At 35.4% G+C, this 6,712-nt stretch carries 5 protein-coding genes; all 5 read right to left on the bottom strand.

The features are described from left to right. Positions 1-115: 115 nt before the first annotated feature. Positions 116-625, bottom strand: coding sequence for a ferritin (locus ACGHIN_RS07095; RefSeq protein ID WP_390452105.1), 510 nt, complete (start codon positions 623-625; stop codon positions 116-118). 126 nt (positions 626-751) lie between these two features. Continuing rightward, on the bottom strand, positions 752-1,195 hold the full coding sequence (locus ACGHIN_RS07090; RefSeq protein ID WP_390452104.1) for a hypothetical protein: 444 nt from the start codon (positions 1,193-1,195) through the stop codon (positions 752-754). Positions 1,196-1,375: 180 nt separating this feature from the next. Beyond that, the gene (locus tag ACGHIN_RS07085) at positions 1,376-2,386 is read right to left on the bottom strand and encodes a hypothetical protein (RefSeq protein ID WP_390452102.1); all 1,011 of its coding nucleotides are present in this window, start codon (positions 2,384-2,386) and stop codon (positions 1,376-1,378) included. Positions 2,387-2,525: 139 nt separating this feature from the next. Then, positions 2,526-5,177: a 4-alpha-glucanotransferase gene (locus ACGHIN_RS07080; RefSeq protein WP_390452100.1), complete on the bottom strand. Its 2,652-nt coding sequence runs from the start codon at positions 5,175-5,177 to the stop codon at positions 2,526-2,528. A gap of 126 nt (positions 5,178-5,303) precedes the next feature. Further along, entirely contained in the window at positions 5,304-6,470 is a 1,167-nt protein-coding gene (locus ACGHIN_RS07075) for a T9SS type A sorting domain-containing protein (protein WP_390452098.1), read from the bottom strand. Positions 6,471-6,712 lie beyond the last annotated feature (242 nt).

The following is a 6,712-nucleotide window of genomic DNA, read 5'->3' as shown; positions in this document are numbered from 1 at the left end:
ATAAAAGGGTGTTAGAACGCGGGGTAAGAATGGGGGGTAAGACGCAGGTTTTTTTTTTATAAAGTTTGCGGCGGCGCGTTGGGCGCCGCCGAAACTTTTATATTTTTCTAATATTCTAAGCTTCCGCATTCGGATTAAAAACTCTCTGAGCCAGCTCCTGATCAAAAAGATATAATGCTGAAGGATTATCGCACACCATTTTGATCTTGGTTACATATTGAGACGCGCTTGCCTCTTCTTCTACCTGCTCATTGATGAACCACTGTAAGAAAGAGGTTGTTGCAAAATCTCCTTCATCATTAGCATTTTTAACGATATTGAAAATGCTTTTGGTTACTTTTCTTTCATGTTCCAGAGCTTTCTCAAAAATATCCGTTGCATTTTCGAACTCGTGGGGTGGTTTAGGAATTTCCCCGATAATAATTTCTCCACCTACGTCATTCAAATAGTCGAACATTTTATCTGCATGCATTAATTCTTCTTTACTCTGAACTCTGAAATAGTTGGCAATTCCATCCAGATCTTTTCCGGAAAACCATGCAGACATTGAAAGATAATATTGTGCAGCATACTGTTCGTGTGCTATTTGTTCATTGATTAATTTTGCGATTTTTTCACTGACCATAATAAAAAATTTATATTCAAAATTATGGAAATTAAGCCCGAATTCAAAGGATTTAATGAAATTTAATACAAAAAGGACGGAATTACTTCCGCCCTTCTCACATTAAAAAATCAAAATTACAAACTATTATTTTGCATCCGGAGTTGCAGTATGCATAGTCTTCTTCATCTTTCTGTCCTTCATCATCGCGTGTCTCTGCTCCATTTTTGCTTTTCTGTCAGCCTGCCATTTATCATATTGCTCCGGAGTTAAAATCTGTTTCATTTCAGCATCCATCTGTGCTCTTTTTTGTTTCATCTGCTCCATTTTAGCCTCTCTTGCCTCTTTGTTTTTTGCAAAGTCCGCTTTCATCTCAGCTTTCCTTTTTTCATGTAAAGCTTTTATTTTATCTACCTGAGATGCATTCAGATTCAAATCTTTTTGCATTTGTGCTAAATGTTCCTGCTCCCTCTGTTGCATTTTTTGCTGCATTTCTGCTCTTTTTACCTTTTTATCCTGCGGAGTTGTCTGTTGTGCCATGGCAAAACTTCCCATTCCGATAAATGCTAATGCTAAAATTAATTTTTTCATCTTTAAAAATATTTTAATTATTTTTCTTATATCTTTTTGATTACGCATTAAATTAAAAGTTAAAATAGTTATTTCATAAAAAATGTTAATTTTTAATACAAAACAATCAATTCAATAAAAAAAGGACAGATTTTATAAAAATCTGCCCTTCACACCACTTAAATATAATATATGAAAATATTAATTCTTTACTAATTTTTGTCTGAATCCTCCACCTCTGCCTTCATTTCCATTATTCTGCTTGGGAGCATTATTCTTCATTCGGGGAGCGTTTTCGTTTCTTTGTTGTCTGAAACCTCCACCATTACCTCGGAATCCGTTGTTATCTTCTCTTCTTACCTCCTGATTTCCCCGAAATCCGCCTTCATTCCTAAAGTTACCATTATTTTCCGAATTTCCCCTAAATCCTCCATTATTTTTTACACCATTATTATCTGAATTTCCTCTGAACCCGCCATTATTTCTTATTCCATTATTTTCTGAATTACGGAAACCTCCTGAATTATTTCTTACTCCATTATTCCTTTGGCCACGGAAACCATTATTGTCATTATTACCGTTATTTCCTCTGAATCCATCACCTGAACTTCTTCTTACAATATTTAAAGTCGGGTTATCCTGACGGAATCGGTTTCTGTCTACTTTATAGACATGAATATTGACATTTCTATAACGAGGCATTACTCTGTATCTGGGAACATAATGTGTTCTTCTGTAGTTCTGGAAGTATATTATCGGGCTGTATCCTCGATAATAATTATTCTGGAAGACAACAAATACCCTTGGTCCTAAGATTCTTTCCAATGCGTAAAATCTGTCATAATACCATCTGTCCGGATTATATCTGTAGAAGTTATTCCAAACTGAGAAAGATGCGTATAGATTGTTAAGATACAGGATCTGATCTATCTGCCATCTGTTTAATCTGTTTTGTCTGAAAAACACGTTCCAGTTAATGGAAATAATACTGTTTCTGTAGTCATTATAATAGCTCTGATAATAATCGTCCGGATAATAATCCTGAGGATAGTTATAATAATAATCATCCGGAAAATAATTTCTGTCGTCATCATCACTATAATACCCATCGTCATATCCATATCCATCATTTCCCCAGCCGTTATTTGGATATTGCTGCGCAAACGACAAAGTCGCTAAGCTTAGTGCAAATCCCAAAAGTATCTTTTTCATCTCTATAGTCGTTAATTGGTTAATATATAGCAGAATATCTCTATTCTATTTCTTTGATATGAATACAAAAAAGAAGTTAAATCTTTTGATCAAACTTCTTTTAAAATATCATTAACTAATTGATAATCAAATGTTAAATTTACAATCTTCCACTATCTTTTATCCAATTGGCAATTTTTTCGTTGAAAGAATTTTCATTTTTAAGATCTTCTAATTTCAAATGCATTCTGTAACGCCAATAATGCGGGAATACAGCCGGATTGTTAATTCTCTCATGGTCCATATTCTCATTAGTCAGTTTTTTATCCGTTGCCAAAAATTCCTGGATCGGGAATATAGCAAGCATAGCATCATTATAAAGATGTTGCTTCATGATGATCTCCGCTAAGTGGGATTCCAGCTCATCAGGAGATTTTCCATACTGGATCAATTGCTGGTTAAAATACTTCTGAGTGAGTGCGGGATCTTCTTTCCACCATTGTCTGAGCGTAGAGCTATCATGGGAAGAGGCGGTGACCACATTCATATAGGTAGCATTCTTAGGATTATAGAAAGGAATATTTTCGGCTGGCATTCGCTGAACCTTCAAGGCAATAATGGCCAGCTCATCCATTACAACCGGTACACAAGCCGGAACCATTCCTAAATCTTCCCCGCAGATCAGCATTTCAGTAGCGTTCAGGATGACCGGAAGCTTTTCCATGGCCTTTTCATACCATAGACGATCCTGCCTTCTGAAGAAATAATCGTGATACAAATCATAAATGGCTTTCTTTTCCCAATCCGACAGGTATTGATAAGAATCCGTATTATACAAATTAAATCTAGGATGATAAACCGTTTCCCCGTCTCTTTCTTCAGTTAAAAATAAAACGTTGGCACAAAGAGCGATCAATTGCTCTTCTATCGGACCTCTTGGATTTTTCTTGAAAAAGTCGGATAGTTTTCTTTGGGTATCAAACTCTTCTTTGAAAGAATAGGTGCCGTTGTGATTATTCCGGATAAATTCCAATGCTTTATGGGTATTTTCCCCGAAATATTTCCAAAGAATCTGATCGTTGATAAAAGGTTTGCAATATCTGTCAAAATTGAACGGGATATGTAATGCTTTAAACTCATCCGAAACAACCGGTACTGCCGGATAAAAATACCCCAAAATCCCTTGAGTTGCAGAGATCGGCATTCTCCATATTCTGAAAAATCCTAAAATATGATCGATTCTCATCGCATCAAAATATTGTTCCAGTGCTTTGAACCTGTTTTTCCACCAACGGTAATCATCTTCTTTCATGGCTTCCCAATTATAGGTTGGAAATTCCCAGTTCTGTCCCAGTTCTGTAAACTGATCCGGCGGCGCTCCTGCCTGGAAATCCATTCCAAATAATTCAGGTTCTGCCCAAGCTTCCACAGAATATCTGTAGATACCGATAGGCAGATCTCCTTTTACGGATACTCCCAAGCCGTGGGTATAATCGATAGCATCTTTTAATTGCTTATGAAGCTGAAACTGTACCCAGGCGTGCAACATGGAAGCATCATAATCTTTGCTTTTTGGAGAAAAGAATTGTGCAATTTTACCTGCAATATATTTTTTATGGGTTTTCCAGTCATTAAAGTTCGGCGTCTTGTATTTATCCCTCAATACACAAAATGCAGCATAAGGAATCAGCCATTCTTCATTGTCTTTAATAAACTTTTTGAAGTTCCTGTCTTTATAAATTCTATCTTTTTCTTCTGTGAAAACTGCTTTTAAATACTTCCATTTGGATTCGATCATTTTTTCATAATCAATCAGATCCAAGGCGTTGAGTTCTTCTTTATCAGACCGATATTGATCAGCTAAATCCTTTGGTATTGAAAAATCGAGGTTTTCTAATGAAATATATTGTGGATGAAGCGCATAGACAGAAACGGCTGCGTAAGGATAAGAATCCGTCCAGGAGTAATTAGCCGTAGTATCATTAATAGGAAGAATCTGGATAATCCCGAGATTGGTTTTTTTTGCCCAATCTGCCAGTTTTTTCATATCGGAAAATTCACCTACTCCGAATCCGTCTTCGCTTCTCAGAGAGAATACAGGCACTGCCACTCCTGCATCATGATACATTTGATAAGCTTTAAACCTGAAATAATGATTGGAAACAATCTGTAAAACATCTTTTACCGGGTTGCCTACCGTAAATCTGTTTTCACCGGTTTCCACATCAATGACTCTTTGTTCTTTTTTATCGTAAAGGCAATATTTATATTGAATAAATTCATTTTCCGGAATTTCAAGGGAAATTTCCCAAATTCCAAAATCTGTTTGTGAAAGGGGAATCACTTTTTCATAATCCCAATTTCCCAACGAGGCTGTACTTCCAAATAACACGATTTTCCAGTTCGGATTGTAGATCGGGGCCTCAATCCTGAATAAATGGGTATGTTTTTTTAAAACTGTTATTTTTTCAGGTACAAATTGATTGAGCTTGTTGTGAAGAATTTTATTGTTCAGATAGTTCTCAGGAAAATTTTTATTATTCCACTCATCAAAAATGACAAACTCTTTATAGTTATGAGGAAACTGAAGGTGGTGTGGAACAAATTCTTCTTTCACTACATTTCCTTTTTCATCAACAAGCAGATATTGATAAGAAACCGATTTGGAGAAATAATCTACTTCACATTTCCACAAACCGTTCTCTGTATAGAACATTGTATGGGTTTTGGAAACAGTACTTTCTTCATTAATAATCAACTTCAGGGATTCACCGACTTTTGTACTGTAGCCTATATTAAAGTATAGCTTCATTTATATTTTTTTTATAAAAATACATTTTAATCTCGAAAAATAAAACTTCTTGAATATCAAATATTCATTAAAAAAACCTTCTCAAAATAGTTGAAAAGGTCTTAATTTTTGAACAAATGTAGTGGATTATTCTGTAACTAAAATTTTCTTGTTTAATACTATTTTTCCTGTCTCATCCGTAATGCTTACAATATAAGCTCCAGTAACAAGATTTTTTAAATGAATCTTCTGATCCAATGAACCATTTTTCACTGATAAATTCTCCTTCATGACGCTTTTCCCTGAAATATCAAAAACAGTAAGCTTAAGATTTCCTTTTAATGTTTTATCATTACCATTGACATTGATCCATTGTTCATCTACTCTGGTAGGGTAGATATCCAGATTGGCGGTTGGATTAACTGATGTCGCTCTGTCGTTCACAAAATATTTACTGGCTAAATCGTAAATGTGGAGATTCTGCTCTCCGGGAAGCTGTTTTGCCTGTAAAGATTCCAGCTCCACCTCATATAAAGGAGAACCTTTTGCACTTGCAATTACTATTTTTCCTCTTGAATTAACAGCAGCTCCATTTACTGAGTAATTTTCAGGGATTCCGGCTATTCTTCCTACGAATTTCGCTTTTAATTCTTTTGTTACCACCTTGTAAACATTTCCTGAAGCTGAAAAAACATAAAAATTATTATCCGCATCAGCAATCATATCACCACCAAAACCCGTTTCAATAGCTGTAAAAGAATTCTTCCCGTTTCCGGCATCATCTTTTATGATTCCAAGATCATTCACCATATACTGGTTATCTTTTCTGCTGATCTGTAAGAATTGAGTTCCGGCATTATTAATGGCGTAAATATTTCCATCATATCCGGTTGTCATCCTCGTCATATGAGAATTGATATCGCAGGAAGTCACTCTGGCGGTAGTATTTTCCACCAATGTAATTTCTTTGGTTTTAGGGTTTAACATATAGATGTTAGAAGAGAACATCGGCATGTACACCAGATTATTATTAAATGAATCATAAGCAAGCGTTGCCATTGTCATCGATTGGGAATGGTTGTAAGACGTTTTATCTTCTGTAACCGAAGAATTCCTCTGTTGTGAAAATACTTTCGGAGAGGTTTCCGTCGTGAAAACACTTTCTCCGGAAGTTCCATTCGCTGCATCTATTGCACGAAAGTCATTAAAAACGATGTTGGGAGTATCTTTTCCTGTTAATGCAAAAAAATCTTGCTGAGCATACGCATTCACGCCTAATACCAACAAGAATAGAGGGAATAAATGTTTTTTCATAATATGTAGGATTTAGATTCGTAATCATTTTAGTATGACTAAGTTACATAATTTTTGAATTAAAATCATAAAAACATCTACGTTTTGAATAATATTTATTTCACTATAAATCAGTCAAGAGATTCTTCGATCCGCTCAGAATGACAAACCGAGAAAACAGGGTATAAAAACTCTCGCAGATTGAGCGGATTAGGCAGATGATTGTGTTTAAAAATCTGCGTGACCTGCAAAGTCTGCGAGAG

It is taken from the genome of Chryseobacterium barbadense (assembly GCF_042849955.1).
GTDB lineage: Bacteria > Bacteroidota > Bacteroidia > Flavobacteriales > Weeksellaceae > Chryseobacterium.
This window is presented reverse-complemented; position numbering and strand designations above follow the sequence as displayed.

Bases quoted from the DNA above. Each gene is read 5' to 3' on its own strand.
- ACGHIN_RS07095 (WP_390452105.1), bottom strand. From the start codon at position 625: ATGGTCAGTGAAAAAATCGCAAAATTAATCAATGAACAAATAGCACAC.
- ACGHIN_RS07090 (WP_390452104.1), bottom strand. From the start codon at position 1,195: ATGAAAAAATTAATTTTAGCATTAGCATTTATCGGAATGGGAAGTTTT.
- ACGHIN_RS07085 (WP_390452102.1), bottom strand. From the start codon at position 2,386: ATGAAAAAGATACTTTTGGGATTTGCACTAAGCTTAGCGACTTTGTCG.
- ACGHIN_RS07080 (WP_390452100.1), bottom strand. From the start codon at position 5,177: ATGAAGCTATACTTTAATATAGGCTACAGTACAAAAGTCGGTGAATCC.
- ACGHIN_RS07075 (WP_390452098.1), bottom strand. From the start codon at position 6,470: ATGAAAAAACATTTATTCCCTCTATTCTTGTTGGTATTAGGCGTGAAT.